This is a genomic window from Mesorhizobium sp. M0037, assembly GCF_040323635.1.
In the GTDB taxonomy this organism is placed as follows: Bacteria; Pseudomonadota; Alphaproteobacteria; order Rhizobiales; family Rhizobiaceae; genus Mesorhizobium.
This window is the reverse complement of record NZ_JAMYVB010000011.1, coordinates 86,611-107,156: the sequence shown is the minus strand read 5'-3', so window position 1 is coordinate 107,156 and position 20,546 is coordinate 86,611. Positions and strand designations below refer to the sequence as shown.

The 20,546-nt window shown below is 60.7% G+C and carries 12 protein-coding genes and 2 pseudogenes; 4 read left to right on the top strand and 10 right to left on the bottom strand.

The features are described from left to right. Positions 1 to 266 precede the first annotated feature (266 nt). The 3 genes and pseudogenes from NKJ78_RS18040 to NKJ78_RS18030 all read left to right on the top strand — a co-directional run bounded on the left by NKJ78_RS18040 (position 267) and on the right by NKJ78_RS18030 (position 4,162). On the top strand, positions 267 to 1,253 hold the full coding sequence (locus NKJ78_RS18040) for a nodulation protein NodZ (protein WP_352562558.1): 987 nt from the start codon (positions 267 to 269) through the stop codon (positions 1,251 to 1,253). Between the two features lie 240 nt (positions 1,254 to 1,493). Then, positions 1,494 to 2,909: a mannose-1-phosphate guanylyltransferase/mannose-6-phosphate isomerase gene (locus tag NKJ78_RS18035; RefSeq protein ID WP_023808367.1), complete on the top strand. Its 1,416-nt coding sequence runs from the start codon at positions 1,494 to 1,496 to the stop codon at positions 2,907 to 2,909. A gap of 211 nt (positions 2,910 to 3,120) precedes the next feature. Then, positions 3,121 to 4,162, top strand: a pseudogene (locus NKJ78_RS18030) (IS481 family transposase). Here NKJ78_RS18030 and NKJ78_RS18025 read toward each other — a convergent pair. The 4 genes from NKJ78_RS18025 to NKJ78_RS18010 form a co-directional block, all read right to left on the bottom strand. Then, positions 4,159 to 5,715: an E2 ligase fold family C protein gene (locus NKJ78_RS18025; protein WP_352562557.1), complete on the bottom strand. Its 1,557-nt coding sequence runs from the start codon at positions 5,713 to 5,715 to the stop codon at positions 4,159 to 4,161. The pseudogene NKJ78_RS18030 and the gene NKJ78_RS18025 overlap by 4 nt on opposite strands. Positions 5,716 to 5,718: 3 nt before the next feature. Beyond that, complete coding sequence (locus tag NKJ78_RS18020; protein ID WP_245261414.1) at positions 5,719 to 6,105, bottom strand: hypothetical protein; 387 nt, start codon at positions 6,103 to 6,105, stop codon at positions 5,719 to 5,721. Between the two features lie 98 nt (positions 6,106 to 6,203). Continuing rightward, positions 6,204 to 6,821 (bottom strand): putative metal-binding protein, encoded by a 618-nt coding sequence (locus tag NKJ78_RS18015; protein WP_023746214.1) that lies wholly within the window; start codon positions 6,819 to 6,821, stop codon positions 6,204 to 6,206. Next, positions 6,814 to 7,110: a DUF2604 domain-containing protein gene (locus NKJ78_RS18010; RefSeq protein ID WP_352562556.1), complete on the bottom strand. Its 297-nt coding sequence runs from the start codon at positions 7,108 to 7,110 to the stop codon at positions 6,814 to 6,816. Before NKJ78_RS18010 ends, NKJ78_RS18015 begins: the two co-directional genes overlap by 8 nt. A 244-nt stretch (positions 7,111 to 7,354) precedes the next feature. On the opposite strand from NKJ78_RS18010, the pseudogene NKJ78_RS18005 reads away from it, so the two are divergent. Further along, positions 7,355 to 7,926 (top strand): annotated as a pseudogene (locus tag NKJ78_RS18005) (DUF6088 family protein). A gap of 435 nt (positions 7,927 to 8,361) precedes the next feature. Here the strand turns inward: NKJ78_RS18005 and NKJ78_RS18000 are convergent. From NKJ78_RS18000 to NKJ78_RS17975, 6 genes are all read right to left on the bottom strand, one after another. Then, the gene (locus NKJ78_RS18000; protein WP_023807860.1) at positions 8,362 to 8,541 is read right to left on the bottom strand and encodes a hypothetical protein; all 180 of its coding nucleotides are present in this window, start codon (positions 8,539 to 8,541) and stop codon (positions 8,362 to 8,364) included. Between the two features lie 311 nt (positions 8,542 to 8,852). Next, positions 8,853 to 12,227 (bottom strand): P-loop domain-containing protein, encoded by a 3,375-nt coding sequence (locus NKJ78_RS17995; RefSeq protein ID WP_352562555.1) that lies wholly within the window; start codon positions 12,225 to 12,227, stop codon positions 8,853 to 8,855. Next, positions 12,224 to 14,383: a trypsin-like serine peptidase gene (locus NKJ78_RS17990; RefSeq protein WP_352562554.1), complete on the bottom strand. Its 2,160-nt coding sequence runs from the start codon at positions 14,381 to 14,383 to the stop codon at positions 12,224 to 12,226. The genes NKJ78_RS17995 and NKJ78_RS17990 overlap by 4 nt, the downstream gene beginning before the upstream one ends. 31 nt (positions 14,384 to 14,414) lie before the next feature. Continuing rightward, positions 14,415 to 15,593, bottom strand: a complete 1,179-nt coding sequence (locus tag NKJ78_RS17985) for a trypsin-like serine peptidase (protein WP_023672411.1) — start codon at positions 15,591 to 15,593, stop codon at positions 14,415 to 14,417. After that, a complete protein-coding gene (locus NKJ78_RS17980) occupies positions 15,590 to 19,432 on the bottom strand; it encodes a DNA/RNA non-specific endonuclease (protein ID WP_352562553.1) in 3,843 nt (1,280 codons plus the stop codon). Before NKJ78_RS17980 ends, NKJ78_RS17985 begins: the two co-directional genes overlap by 4 nt. A 118-nt stretch (positions 19,433 to 19,550) precedes the next feature. After that, a complete protein-coding gene (locus NKJ78_RS17975; protein WP_352562552.1) occupies positions 19,551 to 20,393 on the bottom strand; it encodes a matrixin family metalloprotease in 843 nt (280 codons plus the stop codon). Positions 20,394 to 20,546 lie beyond the last annotated feature (153 nt).

The window sequence follows — 20,546 nt, the reverse complement described above, 5'->3', positions numbered from 1 at the left end:
AGCCCTTCATCATGGCATCCAACACATGGATGGCCGGCATCCACTCAATAGATTTTACATATGCCGCGGAGGCCCAGTAGAGAAGGCTGAACCGGAAGCGAGGGCATCGGCTTCAAGCTGTGCGAGCGTCACGGGATTAGTGGGCAGTGCTGAGTGAGCTCTTCTGCCCTATGGCCCGGCCTCTGCCAAGCGCCCCGCGTCAGGGTCTACGTGTCGACTAAGGATACCAAACCGGGCAACCTCCTCTCTGAACGAGATTTCCGAAAATGCATGTTAGTGGATTGGAAAAGTGCCGGTTCGTCGTCTCTCGGAGGCGTACGGGGTTCGGTGATTGTCTGTGGTCATTGGCGGCCGCTTGGCGCTACGCGCAGCGGTCGGGACGAACTCTAGTCATCGACTGGCGGGGGGCCTGCTACCTCGACCAACCCTTCACAAATGCGTTTCCGGTGTTCTTCCAGCCGATCAATGACATCGCTGGCGTGCCGGCTATTTCCGACGACCGGATCAACGACGTTTCCTTCCCTGGTCCATTCTTCCCGGAGTGGTGGAACAGGCCGGCGATCGAGTGCCTTTACCGGCCAGATGAGCAGATTTTCCAAGAGCGCGATGAGTTGGGCGAGCTCTTTCAGGCCGAACACGATGTCGAAGCGAACACAGTAGTGTGTGACGCTTGTCTGATGTGGCGGTGCGATGAGGATGCAGAGCGGCAGGTGTTCCAGAGTGTCCAGCCTCGGCCAGAAATTCAAGCCCGCATAGATGCCATTTATCAGGAATGTTTTGAGGGGCACAGCATCATCGGGATTCATGTTCGGCACGGTAACGGTGAAGACATCATGGAGCATGCGCCCTACTGGGCCGATCCGGAGCTCGCCGTTCGGCAAGTGTGCGCTGCAATTGACAAGGCTAAGGCGTTACCGCACCCCAGGCCTGTGCGGCTGTTCTTATGCACCGACAGCGCGCGGATACTGGATCTTCTGTCGGCCAGGTTTCCCGATCTGCTCACTGTCCCGAAGCACTTCGGATCCAATCAAGGTGGCCCTTTACACACTGCAGCACTCGGGATTGACGGCGGAATTTCCGCCCTCGTTGAGATGTATCTTCTCGGGCGCTGCGATACCGTAATTCGGTTTCCCCCGACGAGCGCCTTTACACGATATGCACGCCTTTTCGCACCACGGGTAATTGAATTCGATCTGAAAGAGCCAAGTCGTTTGATTTTGATAGAAGGCAGCCAAGTCTCTGATCTCAGTTAAGACCCGCCACCTGCGCAATTCGGCAGACGCAACCAACAGGCATAGTTGAATGCGCATTTCTCACCGACGCCAGTGGAGGCGTCGTACATTACCGATACCGTCGTCATCTGACGCCGCCTGCAACGTGCCAGAACTTCGCTGTTACGCGGGGGCCGCAGACAAGCCAGAGCGACGGCGATCGTGACGCTGACGCTCGAAAGAACGCGGGCGATCACTCCAGAGACGAAATTGAGGTTGGTTATGAAAGTCATTCCCGTGATCATCAGCGGCGGAGCCGGATCGCGGCTATGGCCCGCCTCAAGGCAATCGCACCCCAAACCTTTCCTCAAAGTGGCGGATGGATATTCTCTCATTCAGCACACTGTGCTGCGCGCCGCTTCGATAGAAGGTGTCGTGGAACTCGTCGCTGTGACATCCGGGGACCACCTCTTCCTGACCAAGGACGAATTTGACGAACTGGATTCCGTGGTCCTGCCACGCACCTTTCTGCTCGAGCCCGAAGCTCGGGATACGGCCGCCGCCGTGGCTGCAGCCGCGATCCATGCGAGGGCAACGCAAGGCCCTGACGCGATCCTGTGCGTCTTTCCGGCCGATCACCTGATTAGCAACCTGCCTGCGTTTTTAGACGTGATGGGCCTGGCCATGGAACATGCGAAGCTCGGGCGGATCGCCACATTGGGCATCACCCCAACCAGACCGGACACCGCATTCGGCTACATCGAAGCAGATGGTGAGAACGTCGTCCGTTTCGTTGAAAAACCGGATCTGGATACAGCCAAAGCCTATGTCGCGTCTCAACGCTTCTTCTGGAACGCCGGTATCTTCTGCTTCAGTGCGCAAACCATGCTCGACGAGATGGTTTTGCATTGTCCCGAGGTGCTCCAAGCCGTCGCCGACAGCTACCAGAACGCCCGCGCCAGTCAATGCCAAGGCTTTGCCAAAATCGAACTCGCGCCTGAGCATTTCGGTTCCGCGCCGCGAATCTCGCTCGACCACGCTGTCATGGAGAAGACTAACAGACTTGCCGTGATTCCCTGCCACATGGATTGGAACGACATCGGATCTTGGAACGCAATGGCCGATTTAATCGCCCCCGACGAAAGCGGGAACAGGATACGCGGCGATGTGCACATGGTCGACACGACCGGCACCTATGTGAGCTCCGACAAGCGCGTCATCGGCACGGTGGGCGTAAGCGATCTGGTGATCGTTGATTCCCCGGACGCTTTGCTTGTCACATCCCGCGACCGCGTTCAGGACGTTAAGAAGCTCTTCGAGAGCCTCAAGGCTTCGGGACATGAAGCCCATCTGGTCCATAGCACGGTACACCGGCCCTGGGGTACCTTTACGGTTCTGGAGGAAGGCGAGCGCTTCAAGATCAAACGCATCGAGGTGAAGCCCGGTCGCCAGTTGAGCCTGCAGATGCACTATCATCGTTCGGAGCACTGGGTCGTGGTCAGCGGCTCCGCCAAGATCGTCAATGGCGAGCAGGAGTTGTTCCTAGGGACAAACGAATCTACTTACATCCCCTGCGGCCATAAGCATCGGCTCGAGAACCCAGGCAGAATTGACCTGGTGATCATTGAAGTGCAGAGCGGCGATTATCTCGCCGAAGATGATATCGTTCGCTTCGACGACGAATATGGTCGAACGTAGATAACAGTACAAAAACCTTAAACGACGAGCCGTCGCTCAAGGATCTCTGTCGTGGGTTCTGGGCCTGACATTGGCAAGCAGCGGGCCGAGCGTGTCATAGTATCCGCCCCGCACTCTCATCAGGCACTCGATCGTGGTCGAAAACATCGGTGAGCGCTTGACAGCGCGCCGTCCGCGGTAACGAAGACCTCAGATCTTTCTTAGATGTTTGATCCCAGGCTTTGATGGCGCATACTTTTCGTCCGAATCAAAGGATGCGCTATGGGGCCAGGTTCTTCATGGGAGCGCCACGACGACAGAGGCGATCCGTCGAGCGATACAGCATAGTCAAGAGAGTCTGAGGGCGCTGGCGAAGCGCTACGGCATCAATCAGAAGACGGTTAGGAAGTGGAGGAACCGGACGTCGGCCGCCGATCTTCCGACTGGCCCCAGAGATCCGAAGTCGTGTGCTATCGACTGAGGAAGAGGCGGTCATCGTCGCCTTTCGGCGTTATACGCTGCTGCCACTGGACGATTGCCTCTATGCTCTCCAACCGACGATCCCGCATCTGTCGCGGTCATCCTTGCATCGCTGCCTGCAGCGTCACGGGATAGGCAGGTTGCCGGATGTCGAGGGCGACAAGCCGGCAAGGAAGAAGTTCAAGGCCTATCCAATCGGCTACTTCCATATCGACGTCGCCGAGGTCCGAACCGAGCAGGGCAAGCTGCATATGTTCGTGGCCATAGATCGGACCTCGAAGTTCGCTTTCGTCGAGCTGCACGAGAAGGCAACGACAGCGGTCTCCGCCGATTTCCTGCGCCATCTTCTTGATGCTGTCCCTTACAAGATCCACACAGTGCTTACCGACAACGGCATTCAGTTCACGACCCCAGGTGCCGGCGGCTCGGCCGTTCCGCTGATCAAGCAAGCCATGGCGGCGGGAGAAATCATATGGGCGCACGCCTTCGAACATACTTGCGCCAAGGCCGATATCGACCACCGAACGACAAAGCCAAGGCACCCATGGACCAACGGCCAGGTCGAACGCATGAACCGCACGATCAAGGATGCGACCGTCAAACGCTTCTACTACGAGAGCCATGACCAACTGCGCCAGCATCTCGCCGATTTCGTCTTAGCCTATAATTTCGGCCGTCGACTGAAGACCCTCAAGGGCCTCACGCCCTTTGAATACATCTGCAAAATCTGGACAAAAGAGCCCGAGCGATTCAGGCTCGATCCAACCCATCAAACCTTGGGACTAAACACCTAGGCGGATCCGTTGCTCAGCTGTTCAACGGCACAGCCGTATTTCAGCCTGTAGGCGGCAATGAAATCCTCATCGCTGCAGATGCAGCGGCCGCTGGAATCTTTGGCTTTCGGATCATGGAGGTAAGAACCAAGGGGGCGCAGTAGATTCACGCGAGTGCTGGTCGTCGGACTCATCGGAAAACCCGCACTATGCTTGACCAGGTCTGCGGCAAGCATGATGCCGGCAAGCGCTGATTGAAAGGCCATCGGAACCACGGTTCGAAGGAGACGACTTCCATCGCTAAGCTGGAACACCAGGCCGCCGCAGATAACCTGCTGATAAAAGGACCGGAGGGGCTGGCCAACAAACGCGGCGAGCGGCTCAAACGGCACAGCCATCGCCGTAGCCACCCGAGCTACGAACTCATTGGGGACTCCGGTATTGGTCTGCAGGAGCGTTTTTACCTCCTCGTGTGCTTCCGGCATTCCGAGTTCCTCCGCGACCAGTTGGTGTTCGTCCTTGGATTTCCCGGTCGGCATGTACATGCAGCAAAGGCAAGCCTGGCCGTCATCGAAACCATGCCGCGAGATGCCTAGATCTTGCTCCTGAGTCCAGGCGTTCGCGATCCATCGGGGCAGAGCACCTTGGACAGCTAGACGGTCGGCGGCGGTGTCAAGCGCCACACCCACTCGGTCGAATACCCAATCGCCCCGGCGCGCAACATATTCTGCCCACTTCATAGGGTGCGCCTCCACTTCAAGGGCGGTGGACCGAAGGGCTTGGGTTGCTAGGGCCGCCTTAGAGAGGCCGACCTCCGCCTGACCTGCCAACACGTAGCGCTGCAGGTTTGAGAGTTCGATAGCTTCGTGATCAACTACATGCAGGCGCCCCGACAGACCGGATTGCCTCGCCAGCGCCCAGAGCGAGCCATGGCCTATCGCGCCGAGCCCAACGAGGTGCGTTTCGCCAAGGTCGACAGGGAAATTTAAGGGGCTGGAATCGCCGGCGTTGCTCTTGTTGTAGGTGCATAAAGAGAGGTCGATGTTCTCGTCCAGCTCGGCGCCGGTCAACTGGGAAGCAAAGACGGTTCGAAAGACGTTGGCGGCGGCAAAGCAGCTTGCGGCGCCGGCTCCATAGGGCAGCAAGCTCGAGCCAGAGCCCACCGGGTCCGTACGCGACAGCTTTGCCGCCCAACCCTGCGATCCCATGAAAAACGTTGGGCACCGAAGTGATGGGTGCACCGCGCCTGCAGCTACACAGACCGTCGCATACTTGCCGGAACGCCGGATGCTGATTTTTGGATTGATCGACTTTGCCAAGCGCTCGAGCGCTTGGGCTTGAGAGCTCGCGGCCATGTCCAGGGGGAGTATGGCCAGAACCGGATAAAGTCTGGCAAGCAACCTAAGCGTAAGGTCAAGCGTCGCCTGGCCCTCGGCACACGAAGCGGCTTGGCTGTCGAAGGCCACAGCCACGACCTGCTTTTCGAGGGCTGCTTTGAAGTCGCATAGATGAAAGTCGGCCAGCACCTGAGAAGCTGCCGTGGCGGCGCGGTCGATGAAGTTAGCGAGTGCCATCGTTCAACCCGTTATCGTGATCATCCGCCTGAGTGCCGCGGATGGGACCTCATTCCAGTTCGCCTTCGCGTCAAGTCGATAGGCGGCGACCCGAGCAAGATCGAAAGGCTCGCGGGCGAAATTGGGCACCACCAGCGACAGACACCCAACCGTCGTAGCGACCGCGTAGGCGTCGTCGGTCGTCGAATGGTAGGCTCGGCCCGGATGGCTATGGATCTGGGCGAAGAGTTTAAGGCTGCTCTTGTAGAGCCAGACATTGAGCCGGTGTAGTTCTTCGGCCGGAACTATCACGCAAACGCCGTCGCCCGTCCGAATGTGACGCTGTGCCGGTATAACGGTCTCTGTTACGCCAAAGTGCTGGTCCTGCTGAACGCCGACCCAGAGCGCCATCCCCTCATGGCCCTGTCGCCCAACTGAGCGCAGGTGCGCCTGGACACTTGAAAGACAGTCTCGGGGAAGAGCGACTGTCCCGACATCCTTGAGCTCGGTCATTCTGGAATGGCGGGTAGGGGTGCTATCATGGCTCCCACTGAGATTTGGAACTGATACTGAAGCTGCTCCACGGGACCGGTCCCGTACTTGATGATCTTGTCCAGGATGAAGGCCAAACAGCCTTCGCCAGAACCCCGGTGGAGAAGCCATGAATCACCTGAATGGGCTGGATTGTCGTGGTATTCCCGGACGCCTGACATGCACAGGAATGGCGTGTGTTCCGCACTGTTGGCCTGGATGAAGTCCGACAGCGACAGAGCGTTCTGCTGCATGAGGACCAAAATCATATCCGGTGGGGTTCCGGGTAGATGCGGTCGTCTCAGCATCCTGAGCAGCAAATCCTTCCGGGCAATCGGCCGGCGTATAAAGGGGTCTACGAAGACCACCGACGGAGGTCGGAGGTCGTAATTGGAGAAGTCGATCTCGACAGCTGCACCGATGATCTGTGGCTTTATCTTCGGCGGTACGAAGATGAAGAAGGCCGTCGGGAAGCTCGCCTCGATCAGGAAACAACCCTGAGCCCGGTAAATACCTGCTTGTGTTTGGAACCAGCCGATCTGCCGACCGAACTTCGCTCGGGACACCTCCGGGTCCACAGTTTGGAGTTCAGGCACCTGCGACGCCCGCCTTCAGGCTGAGGAACAGGGTCACAGTGGTCGCGAAACCGAAATCGCCAACTTTTTTGTCGACGTCGAGCAAGGTGCCGGCCTCGTCCTTGAATTCCCAATTCTCGGCCGGTTGGGCGACGTTCTGCGTATTTTTAAGCGCTTTGGTGCGGACGACGTGAAGCGGCTGGTTGGGATTGGCTTCGACCTGTGTGGGCTGGCCGTTCACCACCACCGTGATCTCGATCTTCCCGGGGCCGCCGCCGTGATTTTCGCCCTTGCCCGAATCCTTCGACATTGTCCTACTCCTGTGGCTTACCAACGGGCCCCAAGCCGCCAGTGCAGACCTGCTAGTGAGCGGGCTGGCGGTCCTCAATCGTCCACTCGGCGCCACGGACCGCGAGTACGCGAAAGACAAGGGATAACATCGAATCGATGCTGTCTCCTTTTATGGGGACTTGTGCGGCAAGTAAACGGCCGAAACTGCTCTTCACAACTATAATCGATTTGAGCATTGGCAAAATACCGGCCCCCACCTATTCATAAACCCGCTGCCGCTTGCTCATTCCACTGGCCGCGTGCAACTCGGGCACTCAGTGATTCAGTTGGCAACATGCAAAATGGACCCACGCCGCAATATCCAACGTCGAAGTCGGCAATACCCCCGCAAGTTGTCCCTGCTCGTTTGGAATAACGCGCCTGGGTTGGCCTCGCTCTCGCCCTCTCCTGACAACGTCGCCCAGGCCCTCGCTCGCGAGATCGGCTCGCGGGTGCAGATCGCGGGCGCTCGCGCTGCGAGCGTGCTTGGCCTCTGCACCCAAGTTCCGGCCAGGAGCACTTACCTGGCCGATGGCCTTCTCGTCGCGTTGTTGTGGATCTGCGTCACGCCTCCCCGAAGCATCTGATCGCCCCGGGCAGCGCCGCTGGCACCGTCGTGCACGCTCTGCGTCACCTGGATCCAATGCTTGCGCACGACGTTGCCCAGGTGGCCGCGCGCCAGCTATCGGTGAGCGACAAGAAAGCACTTGTCGCTGGCGCCACTCGGGCACCTGCATGGATGCGGCCGACGCTCGTCGCCATCGCCAACAACGCAAGTGGTGCCCTTGGTGGATAAGGTTGCCCTCTTGCCGTCCGAAATGCGACTGCGGACCTGCGCTCCGACTACCGTGGCATGCCGCCGTATGTTCGATGAAAAGCCACTGTCGTGCGACGAAGTCGTTTCGCGTCACCGGAAATTTAAAGAAACCACCAAAGCCTCGTCGCCCGTTCTGCAGAAGCCGGACGAGTAATTCAAGTCTGAGCAGCGTACGGCCGAATACAGGGCCCGTTCCAATTGGGGCAATCGGCCGGCACTGGCGGTGGCGTGATGGCGACAGGAACAGTTCTCGATCTTTTTACTTCGCCAACCACTGCTTTGCGCCCCCGTCTCGGCCGTCCAGGGCCTCGTAGCCGCCGCCTGAAAGCGGACGTCCCCGACAGCGAAATTCAGTTCGAGTTTGTGCTTGAGCGGACAAGTTTGCCTTCGGATCGCTCTATCTTAGCAGGGGCGTCACGAACCCACGGTCGATCGATTTGGTTGCGCCGCCGCCAGATCTCGGCCAGAGGAGGTCTCGTGGCGCATGAGAGAGCGCTCTATGGCGCGGATGATCGCGATCAGCAGCAGATTGATCACGAGGTAGAGCACGCCGGCAATGGCGAAGATCTCGAAAATCGCGAAGGTCTGGCTCATCAGCCGCTTGGCGAGGTGAAGCCGTCGAGAACTGGCGCGGCGTCGCTGCTGAAACCGGCATCGGCAAGGCCGAAGTCAACCGCATGGCGTCGGCGTTCGAACACGACGACCTGTCCCAGGCGCTTGCGTAGAAGTGTAGATGTCATCCCTGAAACGCAGGCGCTTCTCGGGCTGACAGCGTAACGCCAGTGGAACGCCTGGTCGGCACAGGAAGCGCCCGAGCCGGCCCGGGCCGATGGACGGAGGCGGGATCATGCGCAGCCGGTTCTTGAGACCGCGAACGCCACATTTGTTCGGGCATCTGGCCATTGTCACCCGTTGCGAGTATGCCCGGGAACGACCATCTCGACATTTACCATTTTCGTGCGTGCCTGCCGTCGGATCTTGTCCAAACTCTGGATGTCAACATTTCGATTGGCATCGATCAACTCGCACAGGCGCCGAACTACAGAATCAAAGTCGCCCGCACGATCAGCAAGCATCAAGTATTCGATCAGGTCCGCAGGTATCCGGGAGCGCCGTAGCGTCGACGTGATCTGGCCGAAGAACCCCTGGCGCCCGGGGTCGTATCGATCTGATGAAACCTCCTGCCCTACCACCTGTTGCCAAGTTTGGGGCAAGCAGGCGTTGAGCAAATAGGCGAACGGCACGATCCACTCAGGCTGCCTGACGGAACAGTACTGTCGCGCGAAACGCTGAATTCGGCTGCGGTCACCCCAGGTCGCGATCGCGCTCAAAAGGGTTGTCGCCTCAGCGATGACGTCGCGCTCCTTGAGTATCTGCCTTGGAACCTCCGCCATCGAGCCGCGCTCGATAGCGTCTCTATGCTCGGTTGCAAGAGCGCGGAATTTGTCGGAGGCTCCGCGTCCGCGCGAACCGCTGCCGCCCGCCCAGTGGACGAGAATGGCATATTCGGCAAATGAGATTCCGCCCAGTATGCGATCCTTTTCCGCCTTTGCCCAGATCGTCAGTGCAGTGCCTTGGGTTTCGAAACCGACCTGCAGCAGGAATCGTAGCGAGCATTCCCGCATACGGCCCTGGCCGGAAGCGCCGGCGAGCGAATCGCCGAGGCGCCATTCGATGTGGGCGAAAAGCGTGGGGTCGTAGAGTCCTGCGGTGATCAACGACTGCGTCAGCGCATGCCAGTTGTCGTTGCCGCGGCTGCTGTACAGCGAATCGATCAACGCAGGATAGCGTTGGGTCCAATACGCTGGCGGGCGTTCGCCGGCAAGCGAGAGCTGGGCTACGTAGAATGCGAATTGGGTGAGATCGAACTGGGCCGAGGGGATCACCAGAGCGGCCGGGTCGAGGCGCGACCAGAAGCCGCATTTGATCTGGATTGCCTGCCAAGCACTCTGCTGTCCAACATCGTCGGACGAGGCCGGCCTGTCGCGCTCGGCCAGAAGCTGTACACGCGGCTCGATCCTGCGGTCGTTTATGCCGCGCAGACCGCTGCCGGTGCGACCGAGATGCTCCCACAAGAGATCATCCGGGAGCTGACTCATATGGTCGAATTCGAGTGATCGTTTGCCAAACTTCGCTTGAATCAGATTCCAGGCTGGAGAACCGGTTTCGAAATCCTGGATGTCGACCACGAACTCGGGGAGGTAACCGTGAAGGCTCCGATCCGAGTAGATTTCCTCTTTGTCGCCCCGCAGCAGGACATAGTATACGTGCTCGACGGGGTCCCGGTCGGCGTAGTAAACAATCAGCGCCTCGACTACCCGGTTGAACCTCTCCGGATCGCGGCGGCGCATCAGCGGGAGCGTGCGCGCCCTGAGTTCCCTGCGGTGACGAATGCTGTCACCGCCGGGCTGTCCTTCGACGAGCCATGTCTCCCGGGACAAGAGATCAAAAGCCACCTCAGCTTCCGACGCATCAAGTCCGCAGACCGGCGCCAGCACCTCCCGCGCCATGTGGCGCGTGACGTTGCGCGCAACCAGCCCGGGCCATGCAAGCTTGCGGGCGCGTTCGTCGCGGACATGGTCCAGGATGCGCCGCTCATAGAGTGCGGCGACGAACTTGTCGTCGGCGCTTTCGCCCAGCCGGACGATGTCGTCGACGACGGTCGCTCGCATGTCGGGCTTCGTGTCGCGCACCATCTCGACCGCTACTCGCAGGCTGAGCGGCTCCCGGCGGCTGTCGGGGTCCTTCTTGCGCCCCGCAATCCGCCGCGACCAGCTTTCAACCCATTCATTGGGGAGCAGGTCTTTGCCCAACTGCTCGACCATGCCCCGCGCGTCGTCTACTGAGAGCGGTTGTAGCTTCAGCGGGGTGACCTCAAACGCATCGCCGACCGAAAGCTGGTCGACACCAGACCTTCCCGCGGCAACAACGCAGAATTCGAGAAATGGATCCTCGGAATCGGCGCCCAGGGTACGCAGCAAGATGACGACGCCCTCCGTCGCTGCCAGGTCGGACTCCACTATCTCCAGCGTGTCGAGCACCAGCAGGAACGTCGCGGCGCCATTCAACCTGAGCGCAGTTCTGATGATGCTGCGAAACGTCTTGCACCATTGCCTGAGGTCGCCGGTCGCCCGGCCCATGAGCGACTGCCGCATTTGTTCGCTCAATTGATGGAGAGGCTGCTCAGCGTTCGGATACTGGAAGGACAGTTGACGGCAGATTTCCAGCAGCATCAAGCCGGGGCCGCGAGGCTGGACATCCGAGCGGTCGAAGTCGAGATACGCGAACGGAAATTGCTGCCGGGAAAGCGTCGCATGATCGTAGAGGAACTTCGCCACCAGCGCCGTCTTGCCTAGGCCGCCGCGCGCGACAAGAGAAAGCAGCCTCGGCTTGCTGCGGATTACGCGATGAAAGCCGCGGCTGGCCGATTCCAGGACGGAGTGCGAAGCCAGCTCATCGACAACGCTGCGCAAAATGAGCAGTTCCTCGGCCCGCCCGACGAACCGGTCTCCCACGCTCTTTGGCGCCTTGGCCGGATCTACTCCGATCAGAATGCCGAGCGGGATCAGGATTTCCGCCAGGCCGGCACGTCGCCGGCATTCCGCCAGCGAGGGGACGGAGGGCGAGATGTTCATGACGCCCTCGAGTTCTTCGCGGGCGGCCGTGATCGCACGGCGGTGATTGGCCAAGAGCGCATCCGAGACGCTGCGTCCGCGGAGGAATTCGCGCAGATACGTGTCGGCGAGTTTCTCGAGCTCGGCGTTCGGGGTCGACAGCATGGCGCGGTCGTCGGCCTCGTACTCACCAAGCAAGCTAGGCAGCGCGAGTGTCGCGTCGACCGAATTCAGCAATCGCTGTCGCTCGGCATTCAAAAGACGCAGGTGTTTGGCGCCCGAAGCAGAAACAAGAACCGACTGGCGAAGCAGCCATGCTCGCGTCCTGACGTCAGGGTTTAGTGCATCGAGGTGGTAATTGTAGCTGATGGCCGCGCGCAGCAACGCCCCAGAAATATCAAGCGGGGGTGTCGCGGCATCGGCAGGCGTGGACAGGCCCGCTGCCTCAAGCGCCGGCAAGTCGGGACCGCCTTTCTGCGCTCCGAACTCCGACACGTCCGAGCCTGGTCGTGCCGGCTCGAACGATGGTAGGTTGGGGCCCGTCCACGCCGCGTCGAACCGAACGATCGTCTCCAGAGCAGTCTTTCCGACCGCTTTCTCCAACTGGTCGCGAATGTCCGACCTTGCGAGGAGATTGGTCAGATAGTCGGCGGAGAGGCTTTTCATAGCTTGTGCCCGCTGCTCTGGTAGGCGCCGGCAATGAGATTTGCCAGAATCTGCTGACAAACACTCAACGGCGTGTGGTCAAGATTGCCCTTTGCGTGTTCGCCCTGCAGAACGCCGGGCACCAGCAGCAGTACGCCCGATGCAAGGGCGAGCGGATCCTGCAGGATGCCGGCCTCGTCAAAAGCTGCCTGAAATGTGGCCGAGATATGCTGGACTTGCACGTCGGCCGGAGAAAACGTCTCGACGGACATGTCTTGCGAGGTCAGGAACTCTGGAACGGCTCCTAGGAATAACCACTGCAGCTCGGCGCGCACGTCCGTCACCGCACCCTCATCAATGTCGGCGCCGATAAGGCCGGCTGTGAACTTGCGGACCTGAGATGACAGCGGACGCTGGTCGAGGTCGTCCAACAGTATCCAAGTTTTCGCCCATTTCACGGACGACACCATCACCGGCGGATTCGCGTTTGCGATGGCGAGATCCTCTTGTGTGTTGGGACGCCCGAGCGCGATGTTGTCCTGAACAATTCGTTTCAAGACTTCGGTCGTGTTGACCGTGGTCGTGCGGTGCGCGGCGAGCCGCTTGGAAAACCACTCCGGCATCTCCTGGGATTCCCAGCGATCGACCTTGTCCCCGTCCTTGGCGTCTTTTGGCAAGTCAACGCTGGGCCTTGGTGGGAAGGCGCCAAGGTCTTCCTTCGACATCCCGAATCCGGCTGCGAGCGCGAGCACGAAGTCCTCCAGAGTTTCGGGAATGAGCTCGGTGTCGCCGCCCAACACGATAATATTCTGCGTTCCATCGGCCGCCAGAAAGGTCCTCACGATGTCCGCCGTGAACGACTTTCCGGCACCCTTCTGTAGCGCATCGGCGACATAAACCCTGTTGCTGCGGCTCCTTGTCTGGGGCGATGGACTTGTCGCGTTGTCGAGCCACGTCTGAAGCTTATCCCTGCCCAGCACCGGAACCAAGGCACTTCCGGGCCGTGTCACGCGCCAGATCGATTTTGCCGCTCGCTGCACGGAGTTGATCGGAAGATGTGTGAGGACTTTCGGATGGATTGCATCGATGCGGACGGCCAGATTTCCCTTGAGTACCCCTGCAGGCCTGTATGCAGCGCTGTGGATGCCGATCAGTTCCATCCGGCTGTTGAGACAGGGGGCGCCAGAAGAGCCCTCGTCAGTTTCCAACTCGTAGATCACACGGGTGTTGGGATCCCAGTTGCCGAGTATCCTGCCGAATGCGTGCTGCATTGACATGCCTTGCGGATGCTGCGGCATGACGACCTGGCTCTCGACTGCGTAGGCCGGCGGCGCAGGCATGTCCACGGCGAACCAGCCACGTCGCGCCCTGAAGCCGCCGCTGACGGGGAGGTTTCCAACAGCTTCGTCCAGCCTGATAAGCCCGAAATCAAGATCGGTTGCCAGCTGCGCGAGCTCTTCGTCGTTCAGCGCCGCCACGGTGCCCGCCCATGGAACGGGCGAGCTTTGTGCAACCAACCAGTTGGTTGGGTGCAATCCAACCACGCGCACGCCATGGAGATTGGCGAGGTCGGCCGTGCCCTGAATCGGATCACCCGCCCAATAGTCGAAAACGACCTTAAACGATTGAGGCACCTGGGCGGACCGACCTGATGAAAGCAGCGGGTCGAAGGTGTGTAGAGCCGTCAAGATCAGGTCGGGACCCACGAGAAAGGCGGTCCCGCTTGTCGAGACAGCTTGACCTTGGGCGTTGAGGAATGTTCCCACCACAATGGCCACCCGTGGGCGGACCTTGGTAAACAGCTCTGAAAGTCCTCGGTCGGTGATGAAATGGCTGCGCTTTTTCAGCAGCGCCTGGAGGGCGTTTGGCGTCGCGGCCGGCATTCGAACCGATCGCGCCAATGCCGCTATCCTTTCCTGGTGATCCCCCGACCATGAGATTTCGAAGAAGAGCCTCTCGGCGAGATCGCACGCAAGTCCCTTTTCGTTGAATTCATGAAGGAGCGCCCGAAACAGGGCAAGCACGGGGTCAGCCTGCCCGGCGGACTTCTCCTTCACGAACGCCTCGTAGTCGGGAACAATCTCGAAGGCGCGCACTTCCCGTTCAAGACGGCTCGGCGCGACGTCACGCGCGCACGCAGTGGCAAAGACGTCCAGTTCTGCTGGCGTCAGCTTCATGTTCGCAGTCTCGGGGCAAGACGCTGGCTTTTCATGGCCGCGGCAGCAGATTGCCCAGTTCGGGGTGGTTCACGATGTCATCCGCCGGGATGGCGCGGTTGCCGGACTTGGAGTCTCCCCAGTAGTGCAGCGCGCGGACGTCCGGCGCGGCAAAGCCGACGACGGCGGCCCCCGAATAGCCGCCGACCGTGGAGGCGTCGTGGACGATGTGCGTCTGTTCCGGGGCTACCGGGTCCATCAACTCGCCGAAACTCACGCGCTTACGCTCGTCCGGGCGGCCGAATACCGCCATGATGTCGTCGGGCACGCTCTCCAGATAGCCGGGGTGGCCGACGATATATAGTCGGTCGATGTCGAACACATCGGCGCGTGATACGGCAAGGGGAGACGGGCCGGCGCCATGCACACATTCGACGCGCAGCAGCGCGGCGTCGACAGGATCGGAATCGGAGGCCACAAACGGCACGTCCATTATCCGGTAGAGGATCTGCCTTGCCGCACCGTTGTCGAAGGCGAAGTCGAGCAGCACCTCGTAGTCACCCTTCATGCGGGCCTTGTTCGTGCCAGGGAAACGCCGCGCGATGCGTACGCCACCGTCAGGCGGGAACAGGACGTGGCGGTTGGTCAGCGCCAGATCAGGGCCGATCAGGAATGCCGTTCCCTGGACCCAGGGAGGCCGGTTGGCAATGAGCCGGTCGGTGACCCGCACTGCAGCGGTTGCCGACGTGACCGTCCAAAGGTTCTTGAAGTGCTCATCGGCGAGCAGTTTCCACAGACCGGCCTCCGGGTAGACGCCAATGTCCTCCAACCCCTCCGACAGCACCCTGACCGCAGGGCGGCCGCGCACATGGACCACCGCCTCCAGAGCGATCGCCTCGGCTTGGTTGAGTGCTCCGTTGGACGCTACGTCGAGTTTCAGAAGCGCCCGGTTGGCGCTGGCGACGATGGTACGGGCGATCCCTTCCGCCTCCGCGGGGCCGATAGGTCGGCCTTCCTGGACACGCGAGGCCATCAGTCGCCTGGCGATGGCTAGGACGTCGCGGTCAGCGGGACCGCCGCTGGACGCGCCACCCGACTCCGCGCCAGTGCTTTCGAGACTACCCATCGGTTTCGCCACACCGCCTGCCTCAAGCTGGCCCGGGGCGCGCCCAAGGATCTTGTGTACGCGGCTCGCTGTATGCTCAAGCCGCAGCGTGTCGATATCGCTCATGGCCGCCCTCCCGTGGCGGTGGTGCGTGTCAGAGACGGCCCCAATTGTGTCCGCAAGCCCCTGGAGATCCGCGCCGGTGGCATGGCTTCCAGACTGCCCTCGCGGGCACGCGCCATGCGGGCACGGTCGAGCCCCATGCAGGCAAGCTCCAGCAAGCCCTGATTGTCGCTAAACAGCGGGGCCACCGCCTCGAGCTGGCTGAAGGCTCCGGTCTCCGCCAGCAGATCCCGCACCTGATCCGTCGTCGAGCGAGCACCGGCCGCTTCGGGTGCCCCCGCGAAGTCGGGCGCGCGGCGCAGCAGCGCTTCGGCGTTGACGATCCCTGCCCCATACTCGTCCGTGTCGAAGCCGGGTGGTACGTGGGCGCTTCGTTGCACTGTCGCCTTGAACACAGACTGCAACTTCGTTCCGGGCCTGAGGTTCTGAACAAGCTGGTTGCGCCCATGGTGGGCAAGCCAGCACGCGGCGACGCCAGCCAGGTGAGCGACCGCGTACGATGTTCCCTCGCCGCCGCCCACCTTGCCGGCATTGGTCGGATCGCGCGCGTCAGCGCGCAGCACAAGTTCTGCTGGGCCGGAGATATCCACGGCCTGGCCGTGGCTCGAGCCTTTCCAGGGCAGCATCTTCTCATTGATGCCGCCAACCGCCACGACCTCGTCATAGCGCGCCGGCCAGACGACCGTCCCGACGCAGTTGCCGGCTGCTGCGAGGACGATGATGTTGGCGTCCACCGCCTTACGGACCGCGGCTTGCAATGCCGAACCAAAAAGCCCGCCCAGGCTCATGGTGATCACATGCGCGCCCTGCAGCCTGGCATGGTTGATCGCCTGGGCCACGCGGCTCTGGTCGATAACGACGACGGAGGTGATGGCGCGGATCGGTATCAGGGTGGCCTCCGGCGCGCTGCCGCTCATCGCGCCAGCCTCGGGACTGGCAACCACGCTGCCAGTCGAGGTGCCGTGGCCAATGTTGCCAGAGCCCTTCATCGGATCGACGGGCGGTTTGCCGGGCTCGATGAAATTGGCCGAGCGCTTGTCCTTGTCGACTTTCGTGGGCATTTCGGTGTGGGTTGGCACCACACCGGTGTCCGGCTGGAACACGAGGATGCCCTTGCCGCCGCGCGGGCGCCCCTGCGCCTGCGAGAATGCCCAGGCCTGGCGAACATTGGTCTTGTTGATTGCCCAGTCCGGGTCCAGCGGAGCGTCGTCCTTCTCGTCCACCCAACACCAGAAGGCAAAATTCGCGCTCTCGGCGGTGCCGTCCGCCGGCGGCGCCGCGCCGACGGCGAAATAGTTGGTCGACAGGTCCGGCTCCACCGTTTCGCTGCCGAGCAGATGGTTGAGGTGGCGAGCGACGTCGAACAGGTCCGAGCGATCAGTGGCGACCACGCCTGGGATGGTGATGAGACGGAAACGGTCGAGCTGAGGATCGGCATCGAACAGCGGCCCGACCTCGACATCGAGGTTGAGCGCTCGGCTGACCTCAGCGCGAATAGTGCTGTCGGTCATCGGGGTCGACAGGGTGACGACGAGCCGAATATCGTCGGCGGAGGGCTTTTGGCTTTTCTGCACGTCGCCCCAGAAGGCCACAATATCGGCGATGTCGGCGCCGGCCGGCGGAGGCGGCGCGGCCGGACCTTCGCCGGCCGCCAGCCCGGCGGCGACCCCGGCCGACGCCATGATGCCGGCGCCCTCGGCGGTGGTGAACTGGTCCGCATCACGGATCTTGCGGGCGAAATCGACGCCTGCGAGTTGCTCGATTTCGGCGATCGGGCGCATGTACTTGACCCACTTGTCGGGCACCACCAACTCGGTGTCGACGCCCGACAGGTCCTGTTCCAGTGTGAAGCCGTAGCTCTGCAGCCGGCCCTCGGTGCTGGCGACAATCAGCTTCCAGAACTTTCGAGGGATCTTGATCGCGATCTCGCCCTCCGTGTCGACGCCGCGAAAGATCGGATCGTCCCCGGCGAGAACAGGTCCGCCGAAGACCGCCAGGTTCTCGGTTCGCGCGCTCTTCAGCACCAGGTTCTCAAGCGCGCCCCAATTGTCGGCCTCCTCGTCGGGCCGATTGAAACGGGCTGTCTGCGGGGAGCAGTTGGTGACATGAAACGTGTCGCCATTGGCGTTCTGCATCTCGGCGTAGGTGTCGCCCCAGGCGACGTCCTCCCGCCGCACGATATGACCCTTGTCGAAGGCCTTGCGGTCCTTGTTGTAGAACTTGTCCGGCAATTGCTCGGTGTCGAGGATTCGCCCATCGCCGAACCATTTCTCGCTATCGTCCTTGCCCATGCCGCCGAGGCCCTTGCGGCCATAGTCCGCTTGTGGCCGATTGCCCGGCCTCTTCCTGGCGGGATCGGCGCTGACATTTGCCGCCGCGAAAAGGGCCAGCCGTCGCGCCTTGTGCATAACCACTGAGAAGTGATGGTAGGAGATTTCGTGGCTGCCATCCGCCATGCGGACCAGTTCGTTCGGGCGTCGCGGCTTCGGCATGGGGACGGAGACCCCAAGGAATGTCGGATTATAGCCTTTGCGTGTCGAATAGTCGGTCTCGTGCACCGGCTCGACGGCGCGCTCGACGATAACCGTCGCGGTAGCGTTGGATTGTTGCGTGGTCACGGACGCGGCACCGAGTTGCGCCTGGCCGAGGCGGACCGTGATTTCGAGCGGTATGGTGATGCGCGTTTCTTCGCCATTCGCGGCCATTGCACGTCCTCCTGAGCCAGATGATGGGGATGCGTCCGCGGTGATAGGCCCAGTCGTGATGTCGACGGGCTCGGGCCGAGCCGAGCCGGTGGACACTTGGCGCCAGGCGTCGTCCCATGCGGTCGCCCTGCGCGTGACCGGGCCTGCGAAGGTCACGCCCGTGTCGATGACGCGCCCGTCGGCGGCCAGGGCGCCCGCGGGAACGCAATAGTTTGCGACGGCGTAACGCCCACCGAAGTGGAGACCGAGCACATCGCCGGTCTCAAGATCGAGCACGCACGACCCCGAATTGCCGCCGAGCGTGGAACTGTCATGGAGGGCAGCATCGACGACGCGGTTGTAGTAGGTGTCGACGGCTGCGATCTCGCGTATCTTTCCGGGTTGAAGGCGCTTGATGCCGTAGACCCCCGCGAACACATCGTTCTGGATGTCGGCGGGGTTGCGAATGTCGAAGGTCGGATAGCCGATCACGGCGACTTCCTTGCCCGTCATCGCGCCGGGATCGAGGGTTGAGAGACGCAGATGCTGGCGGATCGCGGGTAGACCTTCGACCTCAAGGAGGGCCATGTCCCAATGGGGGTGGATCATAGCAACCCGCAACACCTGCAGATAGGCCGTCGCTGGGAGACCGCGCTCCTTCAGGAAATCGATGCCTGCTTCGAGCCCCTGAATGAAATTCAGACCCGACGTCCCGAGGCCCTCCGCGAATGTCTCCGCGACATGCCGGTTGGTCATGAGCAGTCGGGGTCCGACCACGAAGCCGGTGCCGCCATAAGGCAGCGTGGGGTGATTTGGCAGTTCAATCCGGCCGATGCCGGGGAACTTCGCCTTCAGTCGGTCGCGGAGTTCCGGCTTGTTCAGATGCAGCCAATCGGGGTGTCGTGTGCTGAAGTCGCCGCCCACAATGTCAATGGCGGGTCGCTTCGCCGGCAAGATGACCGCTTCAAGATGGTAGCGTTCACGGGGATCGAGCATTTCGCCACGGTCCAGCTTCTGAAGTGTGGTGCGGGTCAGAGTTTCAGCCGCCCCCGCGCTTTCCGGCCCAGAAGCACCGGGCATCATTTCTTCGATCGTTTTGGACGCCGTCGTCTTCGTGAGGAATTCGCGCAGCTGATTTTGCGATGCAAAGGAAGTCATGACCGATTCGATGCCTCTTGCGTCAATTTCCAGTGCAGAACTATCTGAGTTCAGAATATGGGTGGTTTGCCGACGGTTTGGGTCTGCACTGGCGAAACCCGCTCCGCTGTCGCGAATCTCAAGCCCCGGGCAATGGCGCGACAACGGTCCGCGTTGCCGCAAGCGCCAGCGCGCTTTCGGTGGCCGCGCCGCTCGCATGAAATGGCTTTACAATTCTGATCGGTGTCCCATTGATCTCCGTCAACACGCCGTTCCACACCATCTGATAAAGGCGCTTGAGATCGAATGTGTCCTGGGAGGTTAGCTTACTGTCGTTGCCGTAATTCATTATGCTGAATTTCTTATGCTCCCCGAAAATCTCGGCAGGCCAGTCGGTTTCGCTGATCAATGCAAAAAAATGTCTCAAGCCAAATATGTGGCCGATCTCATGGATAAGCGTTTCGACCTGTTCTTCCGAAGGCTGTTCGAACATACGCGGATAAAGCGTTAGCTTGTGACGCCCTGCGTCTGGGAAAAACGCACTGGCCAGCACGCACCCATTGTCATCGCAATCGTCCGTCGATCTCATGACGACTTCGAAGTCCCAGGAATCGTCGCGCTTGGCAAATTTGACGGGAGCCGAGTCGCCCCACTTTAAGATGGCTTGGCCGAGCAGTTCTTCTACAGCCGCTTTCGCCGCGGCCTGATTTTCAAACACTGCGAAGGAATTGTCACGGAAACGCCAGCGCAGTGTGGTGCCCTTGGCCCACAGCGGAATAAAGCCCTCGGACGCATCGACCACAATTTCTAGCGGCGTGCGTCCGTGTGGCGTTGTGTGCCCCCTCTTTTCCGTGTCGCAACGCACACCCTCTCTAATAATGTGGGCGTCTTTGACTTGCGCCTTTTTCGTTCTCGTCAGTTTGAACGGATTGGCGTTACCAGCTTGTTTGGACGCCGTAGTCTTCGCGTGTGAACGTGCCATCGACCTATCCTCCAATACGTTCGGTGCATGCGCTTGACGTCAGTTTTACGCATCTTACACATTACGGCAGTTAGAAATTATAATATATGTCATACTTGTTTGTATGATACAACAGTATATTATGATAAAAAACAGTATCTATGCGACTCAACA

Coding starts and splice junctions, on each gene's coding strand:
- NKJ78_RS18040 (WP_352562558.1), top strand. CDS start 267: ATGCATGTTAGTGGATTGGAAAAGTGCCGGTTCGTCGTCTCTCGGAGG.
- NKJ78_RS18035 (WP_023808367.1), top strand. CDS start 1,494: ATGAAAGTCATTCCCGTGATCATCAGCGGCGGAGCCGGATCGCGGCTA.
- NKJ78_RS18025 (WP_352562557.1), bottom strand. CDS start 5,715: ATGGCACTCGCTAACTTCATCGACCGCGCCGCCACGGCAGCTTCTCAG.
- NKJ78_RS18020 (WP_245261414.1), bottom strand. CDS start 6,105: ATGGCGCTCTGGGTCGGCGTTCAGCAGGACCAGCACTTTGGCGTAACA.
- NKJ78_RS18010 (WP_352562556.1), bottom strand. CDS start 7,110: ATGTCGAAGGATTCGGGCAAGGGCGAAAATCACGGCGGCGGCCCCGGG.
- NKJ78_RS18000 (WP_023807860.1), bottom strand. CDS start 8,541: ATGAGCCAGACCTTCGCGATTTTCGAGATCTTCGCCATTGCCGGCGTG.
- NKJ78_RS17995 (WP_352562555.1), bottom strand. CDS start 12,227: ATGAAAAGCCTCTCCGCCGACTATCTGACCAATCTCCTCGCAAGGTCG.
- NKJ78_RS17990 (WP_352562554.1), bottom strand. CDS start 14,383: ATGAAGCTGACGCCAGCAGAACTGGACGTCTTTGCCACTGCGTGCGCG.
- NKJ78_RS17985 (WP_023672411.1), bottom strand. CDS start 15,593: ATGAGCGATATCGACACGCTGCGGCTTGAGCATACAGCGAGCCGCGTA.
- NKJ78_RS17980 (WP_352562553.1), bottom strand. CDS start 19,432: ATGACTTCCTTTGCATCGCAAAATCAGCTGCGCGAATTCCTCACGAAG.
- NKJ78_RS17975 (WP_352562552.1), bottom strand. CDS start 20,393: ATGGCACGTTCACACGCGAAGACTACGGCGTCCAAACAAGCTGGTAAC.